Below are 23,183 nucleotides of genomic sequence, written 5' to 3'. Positions count from 1 at the left end.
ACACGTCGCACAGAAAGGGGAATGGGAAAGCGAAAGTTCTTGCGTAAGCCAAGCGAAAGATAACGTTATTTGGCCGTCTATACGTCCGAACAATCCACCCTTGCAACGGACCCGCATCGCAGCATTAGCTCACGGCTCGCGAAGCGGCGGCCTCGCCCACCAGCCGGCCCTGCAGCAGGCCGGCCCGCTCCAGCGAGGGATAAGCGAGCGCGGCCAGATGCGAGTGGATGCGCTTGAGGTCGCGCAGAATGCGCAGATAGACGTCGCCGCCGCCATCGCGGCGGTCGCGCAGTTCGCGGATGTGACGCTCCGAGGCCTCGTTCTCCAGGCGCCACAGCATTTCTTTGCGCGCCACCAGCTGTTGCGCGGCGCGCAGGTCGCCGCGCATGAACACGGCCAGCCCCAGGCGCAGGCTTTCCATCACATGCACATGCATGGCCGCCAGGTCCTGGATGTCCTCGGCGGTGAAGTCCTGGCCGCGCTCGGCTTTCTTGGCCGCGAACTCCATCAGGTTGTTGGCCGTGATGTCGCCGATGTGCTCGATATTGATGACGAAGGCGAGGATCTCCTGGCTGCGTTCGCCGTCCTCCTCGTTTAGCGCCTCGCCGCCAAGTTCGGCCAGGTAGGCGCGAATCGCCATGCCCAGCCGGTCCAGCGAAGGGTCCATGCGGCTGATCGCGGCGGCACGTACGCGATCGTCCTTGCCAAAGACTTCGACCAGACCCTTGAGCATGCCTTCGACCATGTCGGCCATGCGCATGGATTCGCGCGCGGCATTGGCGAGAGCGACGTTGGCCGAATCGAGCGCGCTTTCGTCGAGGTACTGCGGCACACCCGGGTCGTTCGGCCGCGGTGGATCGGGCAGCAGGCGCACCAGCAGGTGCGCCATGCGTTCCACTGGAAGAATAAACAGCAATGCCAGCGCCAGGTTGAAGGCGGTGTGGAAGTTCACCGCGATGCGCGCCGGCGCATCGCCGAGCGCGCCGAGCCAGGAGGCCAGCGGATGCAACAGCGGCAGGCAGACCACGCAACCGAACGCCCGTACCAGCAGATTGCCCAGCGGCAGGCGCCGCGCCGTCGGCGTGTGCGCCTCCAGCAAGGCCGGCAGCGTGCCGCCCAGGTTGGCACCCAGCACCAGGGCCAACGCACCCGGCGCGTCCACCACGCCGGTGCTGGCGAGGGAAGCGATGAGCAGCACCATCGCGACGCTGGAGTGAAACAACCAGGTCATCAACGCCGCCACCAGCGTCGCCAGCACCGGCTCGCTTTCCAGGCTCTGCAGCACTGCACGCAGCGCCTGTGCGTTCTCCACGGGCGCGAGTGCGCCGACCAGCAGGTGCAGCGACAGCAGCATCAGCCCCAGGCCGATGAACACGCGCCCGAGGTTCTCGTAACGCGCATCGTCGCTGCGGCGATGCACGGTGAAGCCCACCAGGACCAGCACGGGCGCGATCAGCGAAATGTCGAACGACATCACCTGCACGATCAGCGTGGTGCCCACGTTGGCGCCGAGCATGACGGCTAAGCCGGGCGCCAGGCCGAGGAAACCGCTGGCGGCGAACGAGGTCGCCATCCGCCCCGCCGCAGTGCTGCTCTGGAGCAGTGCGGTGATGCAGATGCCGAACGCGAACGCCGTCGGACGATGGCCGAGATAGCGGCCCAGCCAGCGCCGCAGCGCGCTGCCGTAGCCGCGCAGCACGCCGCTGGTGACCATATGCGTGCCCCACAGCAGCAGAGCGACATAGCCCGCGATGTCGAGCAAGGCGAAGGTGCCGTTCATGGCATGCCTCCTTCCTTTATCGGATGAGATGAAAAGGGCCGCTGGCGCAGCGTTGGCTCAAAGCCAGCGGCCGTAGCGGCGGATATAGACGAGCTTGACCAGCTGCGTGAGCACGCAATAGGTCAGCACGGTCAGGCCGATCCAGGCGAAGTACACCGGCGGCAGCGGCATCATGCCGATCTTCGTACCCACGCCGGTGAATGGCACCAGCAGGCCGATCACGATGATCGCGGTGGTCAGGCCGAGCACCGGCGCGGCCGCCACGCTCTGCATGAACGGGATGCGCTTGGTGCGGATCATGTGCACGATCAGCGTCTGCGTGAGCAGGCTCTCCACGAACCAGCCGGACTGGAAGAACGACTGGTGCTCCGTACCGTTCGCGCCGAACACGTACCACAGCAGCAGGAACGTGGTGATGTCGAAGATCGAGCTGACCGGGCCGATCCACACCATGAAGCGGCCGATGTCGCTGGCATCCCACTTGCGCGGCTTGCGCAGGTAGTCGTCGTCCATGCGGTCGAACGGAATCGACAGCTGCGAGATGTCGTACAGCAGGTTCAGCACCAGGATCTGCAGCGGCAACATCGGCAGGAACGGCAGGAACGCGCTCGCCACCAGCACCGAGAACATGTTGCCGAAGTTGGAGCTGGCGGTCATCTTGATGTACTTGATGATGTTGCCGAAGGTGATGCGCCCCTCGATGACGCCCTCCTCCAGCACCATCAGATTCTTTTCCAGCAGAATGATGTCGGCCGACTCCTTGGCGATGTCGGTGGCGGTATCCACCGAAATGCCCACGTCCGCCTCGCGCAACGCCGGCGCGTCGTTGATGCCGTCGCCGAGGAAGCCCACGGTATGGCCCTGGCGCTGCAGCGACTTGACCACGCGCGCCTTCTGCAGCGGGGACATCTTGGCGAATACCGTCGTGCGCTTGACCAGTTCGTCCAGCTCCTGGTCGTTCAGCGGCTCGATGTGCTTGCCCTGCGCCGAGTGCTGGACGTCCAGGCCCACTTCGCGGCAGATCTTGCGCGTCACCGCCTCGTTGTCGCCGGTGATCACCTTCACTTCCACGCCGTGGTGATGCAGCGCCGCAATGGCGGTGGCGGCCGAGTCCTTCGGCGGATCGAGGAAGGCCAGGCAGCCGACGGCGGTGAGGCCGGCCTCGTCGGCTACGCCGTAGGCACGGCCGGCCGGAGGCTGGTGCTTCACCGCCACCACCAGCACACGCAGGCCGTCCTCGTTGAGACCGCGCGTCATCGCCTTGATGTCCGCACGCATCGCGTCGGTCATCGGCAGGATTTCGTCGCCGGCCTTGGCGTGGTCGCAGATCGACAGCATTTCTTCTACTGCGCCCTTGCACACCAGCAGCTCGTCGCCGTCGCCATGGCGCACCACCACCGACATGCGGCGGCGCTGGAAGTCGAACGGGATCTCGTCGACGATGCGGTACTGCTGCGCGACGGTCTCCAGGTCGCGGTGCTCCAGCACGGCCTTGTCCATCAGGTTCTTCAGGCCCGTCTGGAAGCGGCTGTTGAGATAGCCGTATTCCAGCGCCTCGTCCGACTCCTCGCCGTACAGGTCGAGGTGGCGCTCCAGCACGATCTTGTCCAGCGTGAGCGTGCCGGTCTTGTCGGTGCACAGCACGTCCATCGCGCCGAAGTTCTGGATCGCGTTGAGCCGCTTGACCACCACCTTGCGCTTGGACATGGCGATGGCGCCCTTGCCCAGGTTGGCGGTGACGATCAGCGGCAGCATCTCCGGCGTCAGGCCCACGGCGACCGAGATCGCGAACAGGAAGGCCTCCAGGAAATTGCCCTTGTCGTACCAGTTGATCGCGAAAACGATCGGCACCATCACCAGCATGAAGCGGATCAGCAGCCAGCTGACGCTGTTCACGCCGCGGTCGAAGCTGGTCTGCACGCGCTGGCCGACGATGGTGTGCGCGAGCGAGCCCAGGTAGGTGCGCGGACCGGTCGCCACCACCACCGCGCTGGCGCTGCCGCTGACCACGTTGGTGCCCATGTAGCAGATGGTCGGCAGATCCAGCGGATTGTCCTGCGCACCCGGCGCGGCCTCCTCGGAGATCTGCGCGGGTGTTGGCGCGGCCTTCTCCACCGGCAGCGATTCGCCGGTGAGGATGGCCTGGCTGATGAACAGGTCCTTGGCGCTGAACAGGCGCAGGTCGGCCGGCACCATGTCTCCCGCGGCCAGGTGCACGATGTCGCCCGCGACCAGCTCGCCCACCGGCACTTCAATGCGCTCGCTGTGGCCGTCCTCGGCGCGGCGCGTCACCGTGGCGGTGTTGCGCACCATGGCCTTGAGCTTCTCGGCCGCCTTGGACGAGCGGTACTCCTGCGTGAAGCTCAGCAGCACGCTGATGCCTACCATCACCGCGACGATGATCGGCCCGGTCAGGTCGTCACCATCGGTAAACAGCTGCACCACGGCCAGGAAGAGCAGCACGATGATGAAGGGGTTCTTGAACGCGCGCAGCAGCTGGCGCGACCAGTGGGGCGCCTTCTCGTGCGAGACCTCGTTGGCGCCGTCGCGGTCCAGGCGCTCGGCGATCTGCTCGGCGTCGAGGCCGGCCGCGCTGGTATCCAGTGCCGCGAACAGCGCTTCGTTATGGCGGAACGCTTCCAGCGCGACGGCCACGCGGACGGGCGCGCCGGCGCTCTTGCCGGTCGCCTTGGCGGCGACAGTATGAGTGGAATGCTTGATCATGACTCGCTTCCGGGAAAGGCTTGGAACCGGGGCCGACCAGCGAGCCGACGGGCTTACGCCCGCAGTACACCGGCGCCCGCGCTAAGGCCGCACGCGCGGCCCGCGCTGCGATCCTGGCGGGGGCCAGCCTTTGCGGAGCACGATGCGCTTCATCGCTTCAGTCCCCTTCAGCGCTGAGATACCAGCTGAAGATGACCAAGGCCTTTCGGCGCGGCGGATTCATGGCGACGCACCGCAGAACGCTCGCGCCCGTAGTGCACGGCGAGCGTGACCGGCGACTGCGACGGCTTGTTCAGCGGGGCGGGAACCGTGACGGTCCAGGTACGACGGGAAGCGGCGCGGCGGCCCAGCAGGCCGCGACCCGCGGTGTGCAGACGGAGAAAATCGCGAAGGAGCTTCATGGCCCATCTCCTCGTTACGGCGTCGTAGGCGCCGTCAGGAGTGGGCCGGACTTCCCTAGTCGAGGAAAGCGCCGGCCGACCGCAGGCGGTCGCCGCAGACAGTCAGCTTGTTATGCAATGCCGGCACCCGATGCTCGCGGATGTCGACGTTGCGACTAGGGTAAACGTCCATATGCCTTGGTTTGGTCGGACAGGAGTGCCACTGACGCAGCGCGCCGGATGGCGCGCGCATTGTCTTGCTGCGGTGCGGGAGTGTCAACGATAAATCGCTGAATCGCGTGCGAAAGTTTTTGCGCCGCCGCGCCGGCGGATCACTAGGCCGCGCGCTGGAACACCATGCCCTGCGGCTGGATCAGCGGGTCCGCCAGCCAGTGGTCGGCCAGCAGGAAGGCGAACAGGGCCATGAGGTACACGATGGAGTAGTTGAACACCTTCATCGCGAAGAACTCGTCCGGCGGATTGAGCAACCGGATCGCGTAAAACAGGAAACCCGCGCCGAGCACGACGGCGCCGCCGAGATAGATGAGCCCGCTGTAGCCGGTGAGCGCGGGCAGCAGCGTCACCAGGAACAGCAGCACCGTGTAGAACAGCACGTGCCAGCGCGTGTACACCACCCCGTGCGTCACCGGCAGCATCGGCACCTGCGCACGCGAGTAATCGTCACGGCGGAAGATCGCCAGCGCCCAGAAATGCGGCGGCGTCCACACGAAGATGATCAGGCACAGCTGCAGCGCGAACGCATGCAGCTCGCCAGTCACGGCAGTCCAGCCGAGCACGGGCGGAATCGCCCCGGCGAGCCCGCCGATGACGATGTTCTGCGGCGTGGCGCGCTTGAGGTAGGCGGTATAGATCACCGCGTAGCCGATCAGTCCGCCGAAGGTGAGCAACGCTGTCAGCGGGTTCACGAGAAGCACCAGGATCAGCATCGACACCACGCCCAGCGCGAGCGCGAACACCAGTACCTGCCGCGGCGAGAGATGGCCGGTGGCGAGCGGGCGATGCGCCGTGCGCGCCATCAGCTTGTCGATGCGCTGGTCGATCAGGTGATTGAATGCCGCCGCGGAAGCCGATGCCAGCCAGATGCCCAGCGTGCCGAACACCAGCGCACGCCACGGCGGCACGCCGGGCACGGCCAGGAACATGCCGATCACGGCGCAGAACACCAGCAGCGCGACGACGCGCGGCTTGGTCAGCTCCAGGTATTCGTTGAATGGGTTCATCCGCGCGTTGTCCATCCGGGGCGTGCTCATCCGGTCACAGGCTCTGGAACATGGCATCGTCGTGCCGGCGCTGCGTGCGCGCCAGTGTCGCCAGCAGCACGAGCAGCAGCAGGGCCGCCACCCCATTGTGCGCGGTCGCCACCGGCAGCGGCAGGCCGAAGTGCACATTGCTGATGCCCAGCAGCACCTGCGCCACCAGCACCACGGCGATGGCCAGGCCGAAGCCGCGCAAGCCGCGGCGCGTGGCGCGCTGTGCCAGCCAGGCCAGGTAGCAGAACACCACCAGCGCGCCGATGCGGTGCGCGACCTGGATGGCACTGCGCGCGGCCATGTCGAGCACACCGCCCTCGTAGTTCACGCCCACGCCGCGCCACAGCACGAAGCCTTCCTTGAAGTCGGTGGGCGGGACCCACTGGCCCAGGCAGGTGGGGAAGTCCGTGCCGCAGGCGAGCGCCGCGTAGTTGGCGGAGGTCCAGCCGCCCAAGGCGATCTGCGCCACCAGCAGGACGATGCCCACCGTCACGAAGCGGCGCAGGTCCGCATAAGCGTCGTCGCGCGCGCTCACGCCGGCGAAGCGCAGCGCAGCGTACGCGAGTAGCGCGAAGGTGGTGATGCCGCCGAGCAGGTGGCCCATCACCACGATGGGCTTGAGCAGCAGGGTCACCGTCCACATGCCGAGCATCGCCTGGAAGATGATCACTCCGAAGGCGAGCACGCTGATGCGCCACGCGCCGGGGCGGCCGAGACGCAACGCGGCCAGCAAAGGCAGGCCGATGGCGAAGGCGGAGACGATCGACGACACAGCATGTTCGCCGCGCATGTACATGCTCACGCCTACCGCGGCGAGGATGGCCGACACGATCACCGCATAGCGCGCCCACGGCCGCCGCCAGCTCGCCACCAGCGCCAGCGCGAACACCAGCATGCCGAGCGTCCCGGCGAGGAAGCGATGCACCTGCTCGCGCCAGGCCTTGTGCGTCTCGTAGGGACGATCGGGAAATGCCTCGTTCGCCTGGGCGATCTCGTGCGAATGCTGCGGCCACGTGGCCTTGCCGTAGCAGGTCGGCCAGTCCGGGCAGGAGAGGCCGGCATTGGACAGGCGCACGAAGGCGCCGAACATCACCACGCCGAAGGCGAATACCGCGGCGAGCAGGGCCAGGCTGCGGAGGATCTTCACGGAACGGGAGGGCATCAGCGGATCACCTTCTGCAGGTCCTTGCGCAAGCCGGTCGGATCGAAATCGACCGGATAGTAGGCCAGCGCCGTGCCATTGGATTCCACCAGCAGCGCGGACACCCTGTCGGGGGCGGACGGGCGCCAGGCGGCCAGCCGCCCCTCCACGTCCGAACCGATGCGCCAGTAATTCTTCATGCCGTCGCGCTCGGCATCGGCGGGCGGCTCGCCCACGTAGAGCAGGCGCAGACGCGGTGCGTTGCGATTGAGGGTGATGCGCGCGGCGGCGATCTTGGTCAGGCCGTCGAGGCATTGCTTCGCGCAACCGGGACCGGGCAGCGCGACGAGCGTGAGCTGCGGCTGCTCCGCGCGCCAGGCCCAGGCCTGGCCGTCATCCAGCACGACGCGCAGGTTTTCCTGCGCGAAATTGCGTTGCGGCGTCACCGGCTGGCCATAGGCCTTGCCGGCCGGCTGCCAGCCGCTGAGCGTGAGCAGCCCGGCCGCCAACATGGGCGCGGCGAACACCGCCATGATCAGCAGGAGCTTGAAGCGGCCGGCGCGCTGCGCCGTCTGGCTGGGCTGGTTCATTGCGCATCCCCCGAAGTCGCTTTGCGCTTGCGGTGCAGGAACAGGAACATCACCACCGCCACCGCGGCGAAGGTGAACCATTGAAAGGCATAGGCGCGATGGCGCGCCGGCGGCATCGCGCTGAAATCCGGCGTGTGCTCGCGCACGTAGATGGACGAAGCGTCGGGCTCGAGCGCCAGCACGCGCGGATAGAGCGACGTGCCCAGATCCTTCGACACCTGGTCGAGGTCCAGATAGACGGTGGTCTTCGGCCAGTGGGCCTGGCGCGCGAGCGCATCGCCCCCCATCTCGAAACCCACGCCCGGCGCGGGCTGATAGAAACCGGTGAGCTCCTTCCGGCCTTCGGGCAGGGGCGGCAGCTGCGGCGACTGGTCCGTGCCGTTGCCAGGAAGGAAGCCCAGATCCACCAGCAGCAGGCGCTCCTTGCCGTCCGGCCGGAAGGGCGCGTAGACCTCCACGCCGCCGCGCTGATCGTGCTTGGGATTGTCCAGCAGGTATGTACGGCCCGGCAGGAATTCGCCCGCCACGCGCACGCGCGGAAACGCATCGGCCGGCGGGGTTTCGCCCACCGCGGCAAATTCGCGCACAGGCCCCTGCTCCGCTGCGGCATAGCGACGCAGAAGTGCTTCCTTCTCGTCGGCGCGGTGCAGCTGCCACGCGCCCAGACGCAGGAAAAGCAGCACGCCGGCCAGCGTCAGCAGCACGGCCCACCAGCGGGGACGCCGCAGCAGGCTCATGCGGAGCCACCACAGGCCAGGGCTATACTGCGGATGTCATCGTCCTTTGGGCCAATCACGTGGAAACCATCTACAAATATGCGCTGGTGATTCTTCTGCTGGTGGTGTTGTTCAACCTCGGCCAGGCGCTGTATTTCATGATGACCGACAAGGACGGCAGCAAGCGCACGGTGTGGGCATTGACGCGCCGCATCGGGCTCTCGGTGCTGCTCATCCTGATGGTCGTCTTCGGCATCTGGATGGGCTGGCTGCACCCGCACGGCGTGGGCCGCTGATTGTAGCGGCCCGCCGGGGCCGGCGCCTCGCCCGCGACATTCCGGCCGGTCGCCGCAGGCGCCGACGGAACCGGACGCAGACGTTTCCTTCGACAGCGCCAGCCTCTCAACGAAAAAAAGCCCGCCGGATGGCGGGCTTTTTCGTGGCGGTGCCGGCACCTCTGCAAGCGCCGGCCGCGCGAGCGGCATCTCAGAGGATATAGACGAACATGAACAGGCCGAGCCACACCACGTCCACGAAGTGCCAATACCAGGCCACCGCCTCGAAACCAAAGTGGTGGTCCTTGCTGAAGTGGCCCTTGGCACAGCGGAACCAGATGATCGCCAGCATGATCGTGCCCAGCGTCACGTGCATGCCGTGGAAGCCGGTGAGCATGAAGAACGTGGAGCCGTAGACGCCGCTCTGCAGCGTCAGGTTGAGCTCCTTGTAGGCCTCGATGTACTCGTGGGCCTGGAAGTACAGGAAGGTCGCGCCCAGCAGCACGGTCAGCGCCAGGAACACCAGCAGCTTGCCGCGATGGCCGGCCTTCAGCGCATGGTGCGCGATGGTGATGGTCACGCTGGAGGTGAGCAGGATCAGCGTGTTCAGCAGCGGCAGGCCCCACGGCGCCACGGTCTGGAAATCGCCGCCGATGCGGGCCGGACCGCCGCCGCCGTTGGCACCCCAGGCGGCCGCGTAGTCGCTCCACAGGAACTGGTGGGTCAGCACGCCGTGGCCTTCGCCGCCCAGCCACGGCACCGAGTAGATGCGTGCATAGAACAGCGCGCCGAAGAAGGCGCCGAAGAACATCACTTCGGAGAAGATGAACCACATCATGCCCATGCGGAACGAGGTGTCCACCTGGCTGTTGTAGTTGCCGGCCAGCGATTCGCGGATCACCGAGCGGAACCAGCCGAAGAACATGCCGAGGATGCCGACGAAACCAACCGTCAGCACCGTCTTGCCGAACCCGGCCTCGCCCGGCTGCGCGTTCAGCCAGTGCGCGGCACCGAAGACGGTGACGAACATGACGACCGCGGCCACGATCGGCCATGAACTCTTGGTCGGTACGAAATAAGCGCCTTGCTGCTGACCCATGGTGAGATTCCCGTGGATTTCCTCGTTACTTCCGCCCGCCGGACTGCGCGGGACATGCGAACCGCCTTACGAGAACCGGAGCATCTGCCAGATCGAGAGCAGGAAGATCGCTACCGCGATCGCCGCGACCACCAGGGCGGTACGCCGTGCGCCGCTGCGGCGCGCTTCCTGTTCCGTTTCCGTCGTTTGCCGATTCATCGCATGCGTTACCGGCGCCTGCCGCCTCGCGGCGGAAGGCGCCTTGGATCTGTCAGTCTTCGACGTGCCCGTGGGCCAGCTCGTCGTCGTGGATCACCGGCGGCAGCTCGAAGGTGTGGTACGGCGCCGGCGACGGCACGGTCCACTCCAGGCCCTTCGCGCCTTCCCATACGCGGTCGGTGGCCTTCTTCTTGGAGAACCACACGGCATGGACGATCACGCCCAGGAAGATCAGCTGCGAGGCGCCAAACAGGAAACCGCCGATCGAGCTGATCATGTTGAAGTTGGCGAACGCGACGTTGTAGTCCGGGATGCGGCGCGGCATGCCGGCCAGGCCCAGGAAGTGCTGCGGGAAGAACAGCACGTTCACCCACACCACGCTGTTCCAGAAGTGCACCTTGCCCCAGAACTCGCTGTACATGTGGCCGGTCCACTTCGGCAGCCAGTAGTAGGTGCCCGCGATGATCGCGAAGATCGCACCGGTCACCAGCACGTAGTGGAAATGCGCCACCACGAAATACGAGTCGTGGTACTGGAAGTCGGCCGGGGCCAGCGCCAGCATCAGGCCGGAGAAGCCGCCGATGGTGAACAGGATCACGAAGGCCACGGCGAACAGCATCGGGGTCTCGAAGGTCATCGAGCCGCCCCACATGGTGCTGACCCAGTTGAACACCTTCACGCCGGTGGGCACCGCGATCAGCATCGTGGCGTACATGAAGAAGATCTCGCCGCCCAGCGGCAGGCCCACCGCGAACATGTGGTGCGCCCACACGATGAACGACAGGAAGGCGATCGAGGCGATCGCGAACACCATCGCCTTGTAGCCGAAGATGGGCTTGCGGGCGAACGCCGGGATGATCTCAGAGATCAGGCCGAACGCCGGCAGGATCATGATGTACACCTCGGGGTGCCCGAAGAACCAGAAAATGTGCTGGAACAGGACCGGGTCACCGCCGCCGGCGGCATTGAAGAAACTGGTGCCGAAGTACTTGTCGGTGAGCAGCATGGTCACCGCGCCGGCCAGCACCGGCATCACCGCGATCAGCAGGAACGCCGTGATCAGCCAGCTCCACACGAACACCGGCATCTTCAGCAGGTCCATGCCCGGCGCGCGCATGTTGAGGATGGTCGCGATGATGTTGATCGCGCCCATGATCGAGCTGATACCCATCAAGTGGACAGCGAACACCACGTAGGCCACCGAATCGCCCTGCAGGGAGAGCGGCGGATACATGGTCCAGCCGCCGGCCGGGCCGCCGCCCGGGAGGAACAGGGTGGACAGCAGCAGCGCGAAGGCGAACGGCAGGATCCAGAACGACAGGTTGTTCATGCGCGGCAGCGCCATGTCCGGCGCACCGATCATCAGCGGGATCATCCAGTTGCCCAGGCCCACGAAGGCCGGCATCACCGCGCCGAAGATCATGACCAGCGCATGCATCGTGGTCATTTCGTTGAAGAAGTACGGCTGCACCAGCTGCATGCCGGGCTTGAACAGCTCGGCGCGGATCACCATCGCGAAGCTGCCGCCGAGGAAGAACATCAGCAGCGAGAACACGAGGTACAGCGTGCCGATGTCCTTGTGGTTGGTGGACATGCACCAACGCACGAAGAAGTTCTTCGGCGCGCCGTGGTGGTCGTCGTGGTGATCGTGGGTGGCTGCGTGGGCCATGGCCTTGCACCTCTACCTAAGCGGAATTCTGTGGGACGACGTGGAGCGGCCGGATCAGCCCTGGGGGTTCGACGCCGGGACGGCGGCCTGCGCGGTCTTGGGCGCGGCGGCGCTCGAAGCGGCGGCAGGCGCGGCCGGAGCGGCCGGCGGTTGCGGCTGCGCGGCCTGCTGCTTCTGCGCCAGCCACTGCTCGAACTCGGCCTTCGGCACCGCCTTCACCACGATCGGCATGAAGCCATGGTCCTGGCCGCACAGCTCGGCGCACTGGCCACGGTACACGCCAGGCTCCTTGATGTTGGTCCAGGCCGCATTGACGATGCCGGGGATGGCGTCCATCTTCCAGCCCAGCGCGGGCACCCACCAGGAGTGGATGACGTCGCCGGCGGTGATCACAAAGCGGATCTTGGTGCCGGTGGGAACCACCAGCGGCTCGTCCACATTGAGCAGATAGGTGTTGTAACCGTCGACCTTGACGGCGTTCGGGTCCATGCCCGACTTGAGCTGGCGGGTTTCGTCGCTTTCCTTGTCCAGCTTGGACATGAAGCCGACCTTCTCGATCGCCTTGCCCTGGTAGTCGACGTAGTCGTAGCGCCACTTCCACTGGTAGCCGGTGACCTTCACGGTCATCTGCGAGCCGGTGGTGTCGGCGAACGTCTTCAGGCCGCCGGTGGCCAGGTAGGCCAGCACGATCAGGATGATCACCGGGATGGTGGTCCAGATCACTTCGAGCGTGGTGTTGTGCGACCACTTCTCGGCCACCGCGCCGCGCGACTTACGGAAGCGGAACATCGCCACGAACATCGCGCCGAACACCACGATGCCGATGACGATGCAGACACCCAGGGCGACGTTGTTGAGGAAGTACGGCACCGGGGACCATTCGGTCACGCCGCGCGTCATGTTCAGCTGACCGGGTTCCGGGTTGGCGATGGCCTGGTCAATCCAGGCTGCGCCAGCGAACAGCGCGCAGATCTTCGCCCATCGTGCCTTGATCCTGATGCCGCCAGATGTCATGTCTTGCACCCTTGTTGAACCTACCTGCGCGGCTGGCGATGAAGGTCGGCCAGCAGCACCATGAGTTTCCTCGACAGCTCGGCCCGCTCCTCGTCGGCGAGAAACGCCCCGATCTCCAGCTCCCGCCCGTGCGACGTCAGCAGCAGACGATGGCGTCCCGCACCCTCCCTGAGCCGCACGCGCACCCAGTAGGACTGGAAGCGCGCACTGCGCCGGCCTGGCAGGGATTGCACCTCCAGCGACGTGTCGTCGAGGGTGATGCGCTCGCTGCGGTCGCCGGCCCGCCAGGCCACGCCCAAGGCGAGAGCCACCGCGGAGGACTCGACCAGGGCGAACAGCGGAGCGAACACATTCCCCTGCCACGCGCCCAGTCCGGCCGTCGTCAGCGCCAAGGCTGCCAATACCCCGATCAGTCGACGCAGGTCGCGCCGGCTGAGGGCGCGATTGGGCTTGAGCCATATCGTCGCGCACGGCAGGCCGGCGGCAGCTGGTCGAAGCACGATCATGGAATTACCGGCGTGCCTGGAACCCGCGAATCATAGGCCGCGGCGCCGAGGTGGGCAAGAATGACGCAGGGACTTGACGCGGATCAGCGAAAGCACGGCGAATCCGGAGAGGCGCACACGCACGGTTGACATCCCAGCCCGCCGCCCCGCGCGGCGGCGCACTTTCATAGCGGACCGCCCGCCCCCACGTACGCGTGCGTCCGCTCTCCCCCACCGCGTACAATCGCGGAATTTCGCGCTTCCCCACCCATTGATATCCCCGTGACCCAGCCCATCCTCAGCCCCGAACTTCCGACCGGTGCGGAGCCGGCCCGCGCGCGCATCACCGCCGCCTGGCTGCGCGACGAGACCGAAGCGGTCAACGACCTGCTCACCCAGGCCAGCCTGCCGCCCGCCGAGCGCGAGAAAGTGATCGACCTGGCCGCCGACCTGGTCACCCGCGTGCGTGCCCGCGCCAAGGACCAGAGCGCGGTCGAGTCCTTCATGCGCCAGTACGACCTGTCCAGCGAGGAAGGCGTGCTGCTGATGTGCGTGGCCGAGGCGCTGCTGCGCATCCCGGACAAGGGCACGGCCGACAAGCTGATCCGCGACAAGCTGGGCGATGCCGACTGGAAGAAGCACCTGGGCCAGAGCGAGTCGCTCTTCGTCAACGCCTCGACCTGGGGCCTGATGCTCACCGGCAAGCTGGTCAACCTGGCCGAGGACACCCGCCATGACTTCACCGGCGCCCTGCGCCGCCTGGTCGGCCGGGCGGGCGAGCCGGCGATCCGCCTAGCCGTGCGCCAGGCGATGCGCATCATGGGCCATCAATTCGTGATGGGCCGCACGATCGGCGAAGCGCTGGACCGCTGCGCGCAGAAGGAATACGCGGTGTACCGCTATTCCTACGACATGCTGGGCGAGTCCGCGCTCACCGCGGAGACCGCCGAGCGCTATCAGCAGGACTACCGCAACGCCATCGCGGCCATCGGCTCGCGCGGCCCGTTCGCCAACCACACGGATGCGCCCTCGATCTCGGTCAAGCTCTCGGCGCTGCATCCGCGCTACGAAGTGGCCCGGCGCGACGAGGCCCGCCGCGACCTCACCGCCAAGCTGCTGGAACTGTCGCAGCTGGCCATGAAGCAGGGCATCGCGTTGTCGGTGGACGCCGAGGAAGCCGACCGCCTGGAGCTGTCGCTGGACATCCTGGGCGACGTGTTCGCCCACCCCTCGCTGGCAGGGTGGAACGGCCTGGGCATCGTGGTGCAGGCCTACTCCAAGCGCACGCCGTTCGTGATCGACTGGCTGATCGAGACCGCCCGCGGCAGCGGCCGGCGCTGGTACGTGCGCCTGGTGAAGGGCGCGTACTGGGATGCCGAGATCAAGCGCGCGCAGGAAAACGGCCTGTCCGGCTATCCCGTCTACACGCGCAAGCCGAACACCGACGTCTCCTACCTGGCTTGCGCGCGCAAGCTGTTCGACGCCGGCGTGGAGCTGATCTACCCGCAGTTCGCCACGCACAACGCGCACACCATCGCCGCGGTGCATCACCTGTCCAAGGGCCGCCCCTACGAATACCAGCGCCTGCACGGCATGGGCACGGACCTGTACGCCGAAGTGATCGGCCCGCAGAACCTCAACGTGCCCTGCCGCGTGTACGCGCCGGTGGGCACGCACGAGGACCTGCTGCCCTACCTGGTGCGCCGCCTGCTCGAAAACGGTGCCAACACCAGCTTCGTCAACCGCGTGGTGGACGAGAGCCTGCCGGTGCGCGAGCTGGTAGCCGATCCGTGCGAAACGGTGCGCTCGTTTGCATCCATTCCTCATCCGCGCATTCCCTTGCCGGTGAATCTTTACGGTGAACTTCGGAAGAACTCCATGGGCGTCAACTTCTCCAACGACAACGAACTGAAGGCCCTCGCCGAGACGGTCAATGCCAAGTCCGGCCCGTGGAATGCCGCCCCGCTGGTGCCGGGCGCGAGCAGCGCGGGCGCCACCGTGCAGGTAACCAATCCGGCAGACCGCCGCCAGGTGGTGGGCAGCTACGTCAGCGCCGACACCGCCACGGTGGAGAAGGCCCTCGCCAATGCCGTCGCCGCGCAGCACGGCTGGGACCGCCTGCCGGCCGCCAGCCGCGCCGCCATTCTGGAGCACGCGGCCGATCAGCTCGAAGCGCGCCGCGGCGAGTTCATCGCCCTGTGCGTGCGCGAGGCCGGCAAGAGCTTGCCCGACGCCATCGCCGAGATCCGCGAAGCAGCCGATTTCCTGCGCTACTACGCCACCATGGCGCGCCGCTACTTCGGCCAGCCGGAGCAGCTGCCGGGCCCGACCGGCGAGAGCAACCAGCTGTTCTTGAACGGCCGCGGCGTGTTCGTGTGCATCAGCCCGTGGAACTTCCCGCTGGCGATCTTCCTGGGCCAGGTCAGCGCTGCGCTGGCCGCCGGCAACAGCGTGATCGCCAAGCCCGCCGAGCAGACCAGCCTGATCGGCCACGCGGCCGTGAAGCTGCTGCACGAGGCCGGCGTCCCTACCGACGTTCTGCAATACCTGCCGGGCGACGGCGCCACCGTCGGCGCCGCGCTCACCCGCGACCCGCGCGTGGCCGGCGTGGCCTTCACCGGCTCGACCGAGACCGCCTGGGCAATCAACCGCGCCCTCGCTGCCCGCAACGCGCCGATCGCCGCGCTGATCGCCGAGACCGGCGGCCAGAACGCGATGATCGCCGACTCCTCGGCCCTGCCGGAACAGATCGTCAAGGACGCCATCTCCTCCGCCTTCCAGTCCGCCGGCCAGCGCTGCTCGGCCGCGCGTGTGCTGTTCGTGCAGGAAGACATCGCCGACAAGGTCTGCGCCATGCTGGCCGGCGCCATGGGCGAGCTGAAGGTGGGCGATCCGTCGCAGCTGTCCACCGACGTGGGCCCGGTGATCGACGAGGATGCGCGCAAGATCCTGGTCGACCACGCCGCGCGCATGGACAAGGAGGCGAAGAAGATCGCCGAGGTCACGCTCGATCCGGCGGCTACCGGCAACGGCACCTTCTTCGCGCCGCGCGCCTACGAGATCCCCTCGCTGTCGACGCTGACCCGCGAGATCTTCGGCCCTGTGCTGCATGTGATCCGCTGGAAGGGCAGCGAGCTGGACAAGGTGGTCGACGAGATCAACGCCACCGGCTACGGCCTCACCCTGGGCATCCACAGCCGCATCGACGACACCGTGGAATTCATCCAGAGCCGCGCCCGCGTGGGCAACTGCTACGTCAATCGCAACCAGATCGGCGCGGTGGTCGGCGTGCAGCCGTTCGGCGGCGAAGGCCTGTCCGGCACCGGCCCGAAGGCCGGCGGCCCGCATTATCTGTTCCGCTTCGCCGGCGAGCGCACGCTCACCATCAATACGACGGCCGCCGGCGGCAACGCCTCGCTGCTGACGATCGGCGAATAAGCGGGCCCAGGAACGGGGACGGCCGGTTGCGACCAGCGCGCATCCGGCCCAGCCATCCCCGTTCCCCTCCCAGGCTCCCTTCTCCCGGTTCCCTTCTCCCTTGGTGCGCCGCGCAAGCGGCATCGCATCCCGCGTGCTATAGAAACGCCTTCGCCGCCGGCTCCGCCGGCCCCGCTGGAGTTCCTGGCACGATGGCACGCCCCGCCGCCCTGGTAGGTCCCTCTCCCGCCAGCCATGCGCTGGCCATGGACGATCCGCGCTACACGGCTGCGGAATTCCCGCCCAACAAGCTGCTCTACCTCATGCAGATGGCCGACGCGCTCGGCGTGGACAGCCGTCCCTGGTTCGCGGGGCTGGCCCTGAGCCGTACGCAGATCGCCGATCCTTCGCTGCGCGTGTCGTATCGCCAGGCCAGTCTGTTCGTGCGGCGCGCGCTGCAGGCGCTGCACGTGCCCGACGCCGGGCTGCGCATCGGCCGCGAGGGCACTATCGGCGGCTTCGGCCTGCTGGGCCTGGCCATGATGACCTCGCGCACGCTCGGCGACGCCATGATGGCTGGTGTGACCCACCACAAGATCTGCGGCTGCCTGCTGTCGCTGAATTTCGAACACGCCAGTGAGCGCGAGGTGGCACTGGTGGCTTGGCCGCGCTTCGGCGACACCGAGCTGCTGCCGTTCTTCTGCGAGGAGCTGTTCGCCAGCTGCCTGATGATCGCCCGCGAGCTGGTCGGCCCGGAGCTGCGCCCGCAGCGCGCGGAGTTCGGCTACCCGCGCCCGGCCTATGCGCGCGAGTACGAGGCGCTGTTCGAGTGCGAGGTGCGCTTCGGCGCGCCGCAAAGCCGCCTGCTGATCGACACCCAATGGCTGGCGCGTCCGCTGCCGGGCCACAACCCGCTCACCGCGCGGCAGGCGCTGGCGCTGTGCGCGCAACAGCTGACGCCCGACGGCGGCGAGCCGCACCAGGAGATCGTCGCGGCGGTGGAACGCCTGCTGCGCAGCCAGCTGAGCCAGCAACCCCGCCTGCAGGACGTGGCCCGCACGCTCAACCTCAGCGAACGCTCGCTGCGCCGGAAGCTGGCCGAGAGCGGCCGGATCTTCCGCGAGATCCATGACCGCGTCCGCGCCGAACGGGCCCTGGAGCTGCTCCAGGCCGGCGCGCTCAGCGTCGCCGAGATCGGCGTGGAACTGGGCTTCAGCGACCCGCGCGAGTTCCGCCGCGCCTTCAAGCGCTGGACCGGCATGCCGCCGCAGCAGGCGCGGAGGGCCGCCTAGCAGGCACGGCCGGCGGACCCCGGCACAGGTTGGCCGCTTTGCCCCCCGTGCCCTGGCCGTTTTCCCCTCCCCCCGCGCGGGCGCATGCGCAACAGTGAGTCGTCGTGGCGGCGCCGTGCGCGGCCACCGTTTCGGTTTACTCGGGGAGGTTCACCGGACATGCGCAAGCCGTTGGTTATCACCGCTTTTACCGCCACGTTCGGCGCGGCTCTCGCCGGCTGCGGCGGGCACGACCAGTCCACCGCCCAGGGCGAAGGCGGCGACGCGTTCCAGGCCAAGCTGCAACAGCAACTCCTGGACGCCAAGCCCGGCAGCGTGATCGAGATCCCCGCCGGCCACTACCACCTCAACCGCGGCCTCAGCCTGCGCACCGACGGAGTCACCATCCGCGGCGCCGGCAAGGACAAGACGGTGCTCTCCTTCAAGGGCCAGGTGGTCGGCCCCGAGGGGCTGCTGGTGAACGCCAGCGACTTCACCATCGAGAACCTCTCCCTGGAAGACACCAAGGGCGATGCGCTGAAGATCAACCAAGGCAGGAACATCACCATCCGCGGCGTGCGCGTGGCATGGACCGATGGTCCGAAGACCACCAACGGCGCCTATGGCCTGTATCCGGTGAAGACCGAGAACGTGCTCATCGAGGATTCCTCGGTCACCGGCGCCTCCGACGCCGGCATCTACGTGGGGCAATCGAAGAACATCGTGGTCCGGCGCAACCGCGCCGACCAGAACGTGGCCGGCATCGAGATCGAGAACTCGATCGACGCCGACGTCTACGAGAACGTCGCCACCGGCAACACCGGCGGCATCCTGGTCTTCAACATGCCCAACCTGTCGCAGGCCGGCAAAGCCACGCGCGTGTTCAAGAACCAGGTGACCGCCAACAACCTCGACAACTTCGCCGCCAAGGGCGCGGCCGTGGCGAGCGTGCCGGCCGGCTCGGGCGTGGTGATCAATTCCAACGACAAGGTGGAGATCTTCGACAACGACATCGCCGACCATCGCACGGCGAACGTGATCATCTCCAGCTACTTCTCCACCAACTACTACAACACCAAGGGCGTGGCGGCCGACTACAACCCGTACCCGAAGGGCATCTTCGTCTACGGCAACCGCTTCAAGGGTGGCGGCGATTCGCCGGACGGCATGAAGCTGAAGGTGCTGAAGACCGCCGTCTATGGCATGAGCGGCCGCTTTCCCGACGTGCTGTGGGACGGCTACGCCGATACCAGGCATGGCCCCCTGGCGGACGAAGACCGCATCTGCATCCAGGGCGCCAACGGCGTGCTGAACGCCGACGGCCCCAACGACTACAAGAATCCCAGCACCGACACCAAGCCGTACGAATGCACGCTGCCCAAGCTGCCGCCCGTCACGCTCGACGCGGCATCGAAGTCCTGAGGCGCGCATCGATGCGGAATGTGTTCAAAGCCGCGGGCGTCCTGCTCGCCGTCGTCGTCCTTGCCGCATGCCAGCGCGGGATGGCGCCCGTCGCCTATCACGCCGACGGCCGCCCGCCGAAGCTGAGCGACTGGCACGTGGTGGAGGCGCGCAACGGCAAGCTGGTGCTCAACCAGGGCGTGGTGCCGTACGACCTCAACACACCGCTGTTCACCGACTACGCGCACAAGCTGCGCACGATCTGGATGCCCAAGGGCAGCGCCGCGAAGTATGACGCGCAGGACACGTTCGACTTCCCGGTCGGCACGGTGATCAGCAAGACCTTCTACTACCCCAAACCTGGCCAGAGCGGGGCCGCCGACGGCAAAGCCGGCGATGTGGCACGCACCTACGACAGCTCGTATGACTTCGCCGGCGAAGGGCTGGACCTGTCCAAGGTGCACCTGGTCGAGACACGCATCCTGGTACACCGCCCGGATGGCTGGGCGGCCATCCCATACGTCTGGAACCAGGCGCAGACCGAGGCCGAGCTGGCCCGCACCGGCGCCGTGCTGCCGCTCACCCTGGTCGCCGACGACAAGTCGCGCGAAGACTTCAACTACGTGGTTCCCGACGAAAGCCAGTGCGCGAGCTGCCACGCGCAGGACTGGGTCACGCGCAAGATCCACCCGATCGGCCCGAAGGCGCGCCATCTCAACCGCGACTACCACTATGCCGGCGGCGCGCAGAACCAGCTCGACCATCTGGCCAGCGTGGGCTATCTCAGCGGCGCGCCCGCCGCGGCGCAGGCGCCGCGCAACGCCAACTGGATGGACGAGCACGCCGCGTTGGACGCCCGGGCGCGCGCTTACCTCGACATCAACTGCGGCCATTGCCACAACGCCAAGGGCGCGGCCAACACTACCGCGCTCACGCTCGACGCCAGCGCGTCGGAAGACCGCCATCTCGGCATCTGCAAGCCGCCGGTGGCCGCTGGACGCGGCACTGGCGACCACCTGTTCGACATCGTGCCCGGCAAGCCGGACGACTCGATCATCACGTACCGCATGGCCTCGGCCGATCCGGGCGAGATGATGCCGGAGCTCGGCCGCAGCACCGTCCACCGCGAGGGCGTGGCGCTGATCAGGGCGTGGATCGCGGCCCAGCAGGGCGATTGCGTGACCGTGCACTGACGCGCGCGCCGAGAAAAACCAGCACGGTCGCCGCGTGGGGACGCGGCGCCGTCCACGAGGGGAGAACCGCCGATGAGCATCCGTCCACGTCCGCTGTCCGTATCGCTGCGCCAACTGCTGGGCGGCACCGCGCTGCTGTTATGCGCGCAGGCCGCCCATGCCGGTGATTCGGCGGGGAATCCGGCCAGCCCGCCCAACGGCCAGGACGGCGGCAGCCCGTCGCCGCAGAACGCCGCGGATCCTGCCAAGGCCAAGCTGCTGGGCAACGTCACGGTGACCGCGCAGAGTCGCAACCAGGAGATGCAGTCGGTACCGATTCCCTTGCAGATCGTCACGGCCAAGCAGGTCGATACGCTGGCGGCCACCGACCTGAGCAAGATGGACCTGTTCGTGCCGGGCCTGGTGGTCAGCGCCGACCAGCCGACGCAGCCGAACTACCAGCTGCGCGGCATCGCCACCAGCGATTTCGGCATCGGCACCGAGCCGGCGGTGGGCGTCTACATCAACGGCGTGTACGCAGCCCGCTCCGGCGGCGCGCTGCTGGCCTTCAATGACCTGGCGCGCATCGAAGTGCTCAAGGGCCCGCAGGGCACGCTGTTCGGACGCAATGCCGCGGCCGGCGCGATCTCCATCGTCACTAACGAACCCACCGACCGCTTCGAAGGCAAAGCGCGCCTGCGCGTCGGCAACTACGGCAAGGTCTACGGCGATGCGCTGCTCAACCTGCCGATCAATCACGACATGGCATTGCGCGTTAGCGCGTATGACAACCAGAGCGACGGCTGGGTGAAGGACGCCGCCACCGGCAAGCGCTACGGCGAGGACAACGATTGGGGCACGCGCGCCGTGTTCCGCTGGAACCTCACGCCGGACACGCGCATGCTGCTGTCCTGGGACCACGAGAAGCTCAATCAGCCGCCGCATCCGGCCTTCGGCCTGGTCCCGCTGTCGAACGATACGAACCAGCGCCCGCCGTTCCCGCCCGACCCGTCCACCTATCTCAACCCCCTGCACGCGCCGCTGTACAACGACGCGGTGGGCGGCCGCGAATCGCGCACCTTCGACGGCGTGACGCTGACCTTCGACCACTCCTTCAGCTGGGGCAGCCTGGTTTCCACGACGGCCTGGCGCGGCTTCGACACGTTCAACCGCGGCGATTACGACGGCACGAACCACATCGTCAGCTACCTGGACACCACCAACATCGAGCACAACAACAGCTGGTACCAGGAATTCAAACTTTCCGGCAACACCGGCATCGCCGACTGGGTGGCCGGCTTGAGCTACTACCAGGAGCAGGCGCGGCAGACCAGCCAGACCAACATCTTCACCGACAGCCTCGATACGCTCGCCAACAACGTCATGGGCGCCGGTACGCCACTCACCGACATCAGCAGCTTTCTGCAGGCGAACGGCCTCCCGTACACGCTGCTTGGCGACCCCTGGCACGAGGCCATCAGCAACGTGGGCAAGTTCAAGGCCTACGCCGCGTTCGGAGACGTGATCTGGCACGTCAGCGACCGCTTCAACATCACCACCGGCATCCGCTATACGCGCGACCGCAAGACCTTCTCCTGGTACAACATGCCGCGCAGCGCGCCGCAGTTCGACGGCACGATCCAGGCGCTGGACCAGGCCGGCGTACTGGCGATGCTGCCGCCGGAAGCGCAGATGGCGCTGGCCGCCTTCGGCAACAACATCATCTTCACCGACGCGGTCGGCGTACCGGTGCAATTCCACAACACCTGGAACAACGTCAGCCCGCGCCTCGTGCTGGACTACAAGTTCACGCCGGACGTGATGGGTTATGCGTCGGTGACCAAGGGCTACAAGGCCGGCGGCTACAACAGCGTGCAGGTCGGCTCGCGCTTCGCGCCGGAAAAGGTCATCAATTACGAAGCGGGATTGAAGACGACCTTCCCGGAGCAGAATCTGCTGCTCAACGGCTCGGTGTACTACTACCGCTACGACAACAAGCAATCGCTCTCGCTCGATCCGAACAGCGCCGGCTCCGGCGTGCCCCGCTATCTGGTCAACAGCACCGACCAGGAAGCCAAGGGCCTGGAGTTGGAAGCGCTGTGGCAACCGGTCGAGGAGCTGCGTCTGAACTTCACCGGCGCGTACATCGACTCCACCTACCGCAAGGCCGTGGCCGACTCGGGCGCGGTGCTCACCGGCCAGCCCACCGGCGAACCGCGTTTTTCCTACACCGCGGGGCTGGCCTATACGTGGCGCAATGTCGCCGGTGGCGCGCTGGAGTTCGACGTGAACTACGCCTACCGCGGCAAGACACGCTGCAACAACGATTCGCGCTTGCAGGGCGACTGCGTGATCAGCCCCAACTTCAAGGTCGGCGAGGCCCAGCATCGGACCGACGCGCGCCTGGACTGGCGCGCGCCCGGCGACCGTTGGGGCGTGGCGCTGTACGCTAGCAATCTCTTCAATGATCGCTACGTCACCGGCGTGAACAACATCAGCACCACCGTGTTCGGCACGCCGTACGCCAGCATCACGCCGCCGCGCATGTGGGGCGTGGAACTCCGCGCAAAGTTCTGAACC

General features: G+C 67.0%; 18 protein-coding genes. 6 read left to right on the top strand and 12 right to left on the bottom strand.

The genetic code is table 11. The annotated features are described in order from the left end of the window. Window positions 1-124 precede the first annotated feature (124 nt). The 7 genes from RKE25_RS03565 to RKE25_RS03535 form a co-directional block, all read right to left on the bottom strand. Entirely contained in the window at window positions 125-1,780 is a 1,656-nt protein-coding gene (locus RKE25_RS03565; RefSeq protein ID WP_311840891.1) for a Na/Pi cotransporter family protein, read from the bottom strand. Between the two features lie 57 nt (window positions 1,781-1,837). Next, window positions 1,838-4,504, bottom strand: coding sequence for a magnesium-translocating P-type ATPase (gene mgtA / locus RKE25_RS03560; RefSeq protein ID WP_311840890.1), 2,667 nt, complete (start codon window positions 4,502-4,504; stop codon window positions 1,838-1,840). Between the two features lie 167 nt (window positions 4,505-4,671). Continuing rightward, entirely contained in the window at window positions 4,672-4,905 is a 234-nt protein-coding gene (locus RKE25_RS03555; protein ID WP_311840889.1) for a hypothetical protein, read from the bottom strand. Between the two features lie 314 nt (window positions 4,906-5,219). Next, a complete protein-coding gene (cyoE, locus tag RKE25_RS03550; protein ID WP_311840888.1) occupies window positions 5,220-6,125 on the bottom strand; it encodes a heme o synthase in 906 nt (301 codons plus the stop codon). A 34-nt stretch (window positions 6,126-6,159) separates the two neighbouring features. Then, entirely contained in the window at window positions 6,160-7,317 is a 1,158-nt protein-coding gene (locus RKE25_RS03545) for a COX15/CtaA family protein (RefSeq protein WP_311840887.1), read from the bottom strand. Then, entirely contained in the window at window positions 7,317-7,886 is a 570-nt protein-coding gene (locus tag RKE25_RS03540) for a hypothetical protein (protein WP_311840886.1), read from the bottom strand. The genes RKE25_RS03545 and RKE25_RS03540 overlap by 1 nt, the downstream gene beginning before the upstream one ends. Beyond that, window positions 7,883-8,623 carry an SURF1 family protein gene (locus RKE25_RS03535; protein WP_311840885.1) on the bottom strand — a complete coding sequence of 247 codons (741 nt, stop codon included), beginning with the start codon at window positions 8,621-8,623 and terminating at the stop codon, window positions 7,883-7,885. The genes RKE25_RS03540 and RKE25_RS03535 overlap by 4 nt, the downstream gene beginning before the upstream one ends. A 59-nt stretch (window positions 8,624-8,682) precedes the next feature. On the opposite strand from RKE25_RS03535, the gene RKE25_RS03530 reads away from it, so the two are divergent. Beyond that, the gene (locus RKE25_RS03530; protein ID WP_311840884.1) at window positions 8,683-8,898 is read left to right on the top strand and encodes a twin transmembrane helix small protein; all 216 of its coding nucleotides are present in this window, start codon (window positions 8,683-8,685) and stop codon (window positions 8,896-8,898) included. A gap of 190 nt (window positions 8,899-9,088) precedes the next feature. Here the strand turns inward: RKE25_RS03530 and RKE25_RS03525 are convergent, their stop codons facing one another. The 5 genes from RKE25_RS03525 to RKE25_RS03505 all read right to left on the bottom strand — a co-directional run bounded on the left by RKE25_RS03525 (window position 9,089) and on the right by RKE25_RS03505 (window position 13,363). Then, window positions 9,089-9,976 (bottom strand): cytochrome c oxidase subunit 3, encoded by an 888-nt coding sequence (locus RKE25_RS03525; RefSeq protein WP_311840883.1) that lies wholly within the window; start codon window positions 9,974-9,976, stop codon window positions 9,089-9,091. A gap of 66 nt (window positions 9,977-10,042) precedes the next feature. Further along, complete coding sequence (locus RKE25_RS03520) at window positions 10,043-10,174, bottom strand: hypothetical protein (protein ID WP_311840882.1); 132 nt, start codon at window positions 10,172-10,174, stop codon at window positions 10,043-10,045. 52 nt (window positions 10,175-10,226) lie between these two features. Then, entirely contained in the window at window positions 10,227-11,843 is a 1,617-nt protein-coding gene (ctaD, locus tag RKE25_RS03515; RefSeq protein WP_311840881.1) for a cytochrome c oxidase subunit I, read from the bottom strand. 54 nt (window positions 11,844-11,897) lie between these two features. Continuing rightward, window positions 11,898-12,857: a cytochrome c oxidase subunit II gene (gene coxB / locus RKE25_RS03510; RefSeq protein WP_311840880.1), complete on the bottom strand. Its 960-nt coding sequence runs from the start codon at window positions 12,855-12,857 to the stop codon at window positions 11,898-11,900. Between the two features lie 20 nt (window positions 12,858-12,877). Beyond that, on the bottom strand, window positions 12,878-13,363 hold the full coding sequence (locus RKE25_RS03505) for a DUF2244 domain-containing protein (protein WP_311840879.1): 486 nt from the start codon (window positions 13,361-13,363) through the stop codon (window positions 12,878-12,880). A 261-nt stretch (window positions 13,364-13,624) separates the two neighbouring features. Here RKE25_RS03505 and putA point away from each other — a divergent pair, with 261 nt between their 5' ends. The 5 genes from putA (at window position 13,625) to RKE25_RS03480 (ending at window position 23,180) form a co-directional block, all read left to right on the top strand. Further along, window positions 13,625-16,780 carry a bifunctional proline dehydrogenase/L-glutamate gamma-semialdehyde dehydrogenase PutA gene (gene putA, locus RKE25_RS03500; protein WP_311840878.1) on the top strand — a complete coding sequence of 1,052 codons (3,156 nt, stop codon included), beginning with the start codon at window positions 13,625-13,627 and terminating at the stop codon, window positions 16,778-16,780. Between the two features lie 191 nt (window positions 16,781-16,971). Further along, window positions 16,972-18,051, top strand: coding sequence for an AraC family transcriptional regulator (locus RKE25_RS03495; RefSeq protein WP_311840877.1), 1,080 nt, complete (start codon window positions 16,972-16,974; stop codon window positions 18,049-18,051). A gap of 159 nt (window positions 18,052-18,210) precedes the next feature. Continuing rightward, complete coding sequence (locus RKE25_RS03490) at window positions 18,211-19,452, top strand: parallel beta-helix domain-containing protein (protein WP_311840876.1); 1,242 nt, start codon at window positions 18,211-18,213, stop codon at window positions 19,450-19,452. A gap of 11 nt (window positions 19,453-19,463) precedes the next feature. Continuing rightward, a complete protein-coding gene (locus RKE25_RS03485; RefSeq protein ID WP_311840875.1) occupies window positions 19,464-20,624 on the top strand; it encodes an SO2930 family diheme c-type cytochrome in 1,161 nt (386 codons plus the stop codon). A gap of 72 nt (window positions 20,625-20,696) precedes the next feature. Then, entirely contained in the window at window positions 20,697-23,180 is a 2,484-nt protein-coding gene (locus tag RKE25_RS03480; RefSeq protein WP_311840874.1) for a TonB-dependent receptor, read from the top strand. Window positions 23,181-23,183: the final 3 nt, after the last annotated feature.

It is taken from the genome of Dyella sp. BiH032, assembly GCF_031954525.1.
Lineage (GTDB): Bacteria > Pseudomonadota > Gammaproteobacteria > Xanthomonadales > Rhodanobacteraceae > Dyella_D.
The sequence above is the reverse complement of the archived record's forward strand: the minus strand, read 5'-3'. Positions and strand labels throughout refer to the sequence as shown.

Bases quoted from the DNA above. Each gene is read 5' to 3' on its own strand.
- RKE25_RS03565 (WP_311840891.1), bottom strand. From the start codon at position 1,780: ATGAACGGCACCTTCGCCTTGCTCGACATCGCGGGCTATGTCGCTCTG.
- mgtA (WP_311840890.1), bottom strand. From the start codon at position 4,504: ATGATCAAGCATTCCACTCATACTGTCGCCGCCAAGGCGACCGGCAAG.
- RKE25_RS03555 (WP_311840889.1), bottom strand. From the start codon at position 4,905: ATGAAGCTCCTTCGCGATTTTCTCCGTCTGCACACCGCGGGTCGCGGC.
- cyoE (WP_311840888.1), bottom strand. From the start codon at position 6,125: ATGAACCCATTCAACGAATACCTGGAGCTGACCAAGCCGCGCGTCGTC.
- RKE25_RS03545 (WP_311840887.1), bottom strand. From the start codon at position 7,317: ATGCCCTCCCGTTCCGTGAAGATCCTCCGCAGCCTGGCCCTGCTCGCC.
- RKE25_RS03540 (WP_311840886.1), bottom strand. From the start codon at position 7,886: ATGAACCAGCCCAGCCAGACGGCGCAGCGCGCCGGCCGCTTCAAGCTC.
- RKE25_RS03535 (WP_311840885.1), bottom strand. From the start codon at position 8,623: ATGAGCCTGCTGCGGCGTCCCCGCTGGTGGGCCGTGCTGCTGACGCTG.
- RKE25_RS03525 (WP_311840883.1), bottom strand. From the start codon at position 9,976: ATGGGTCAGCAGCAAGGCGCTTATTTCGTACCGACCAAGAGTTCATGG.
- RKE25_RS03520 (WP_311840882.1), bottom strand. From the start codon at position 10,174: ATGAATCGGCAAACGACGGAAACGGAACAGGAAGCGCGCCGCAGCGGC.
- ctaD (WP_311840881.1), bottom strand. From the start codon at position 11,843: ATGGCCCACGCAGCCACCCACGATCACCACGACGACCACCACGGCGCG.
- coxB (WP_311840880.1), bottom strand. From the start codon at position 12,857: ATGACATCTGGCGGCATCAGGATCAAGGCACGATGGGCGAAGATCTGC.
- RKE25_RS03505 (WP_311840879.1), bottom strand. From the start codon at position 13,363: ATGATCGTGCTTCGACCAGCTGCCGCCGGCCTGCCGTGCGCGACGATA.
- RKE25_RS03495 (WP_311840877.1), top strand. From the start codon at position 16,972: ATGGCACGCCCCGCCGCCCTGGTAGGTCCCTCTCCCGCCAGCCATGCG.
- RKE25_RS03490 (WP_311840876.1), top strand. From the start codon at position 18,211: ATGCGCAAGCCGTTGGTTATCACCGCTTTTACCGCCACGTTCGGCGCG.
- RKE25_RS03485 (WP_311840875.1), top strand. From the start codon at position 19,464: ATGCGGAATGTGTTCAAAGCCGCGGGCGTCCTGCTCGCCGTCGTCGTC.
- RKE25_RS03480 (WP_311840874.1), top strand. From the start codon at position 20,697: ATGAGCATCCGTCCACGTCCGCTGTCCGTATCGCTGCGCCAACTGCTG.